The sequence below is a fragment of the Citrobacter sp. Cy070 genome (genome assembly GCF_030332245.1).
In the GTDB taxonomy this organism is placed as follows: domain Bacteria; phylum Pseudomonadota; class Gammaproteobacteria; order Enterobacterales; family Enterobacteriaceae; genus Citrobacter; species Citrobacter youngae.
In genome coordinates this window covers 1-337 of the sequence record NZ_JAOWIG010000005.1, presented here as the reverse complement: position 1 = coordinate 337, position 337 = coordinate 1, and the positions used below count along the sequence as shown (strand labels likewise).

The 337-nt window shown below is 64.1% G+C and carries 1 pseudogene; it reads left to right on the top strand.

The features are described 5' to 3' along the window. Positions 1-337 (top strand): annotated as a pseudogene (locus OGY19_RS00110) (putative type VI secretion system effector); the annotation flags it as partial.

Here is a 337-nt window from a genome sequence, read left to right as displayed (position 1 = left end):
ATTTCGACGTTCTGTCCTACCCGGAAGGAAGCGCCTACTACGCCCGCTATAAAAAGAAGATGGCGGCGTCGGCGGTGGTCTGGGCGGCCAGCGGCTCGGGAGGGACAGCCTCGGCCCTGCTGCAGGACTATGACAGGCCGCTGTGCGGGGCCTGGTATCTGACCGGGCGCATTAACGGCAGGCGTTTTACCGGCTGGCTGGGATGCCACTGGTGCTATGAAGGGGAGGAGGTGGAACTGCTGGCGGCCCCGGTCGGCGAGGAGTATCTGGTGTATGCCATCCACAAGCCGGAGGAGCAGTCCCTGTGCATGACGCCGGGGTGCTACCGGGGAAAGAA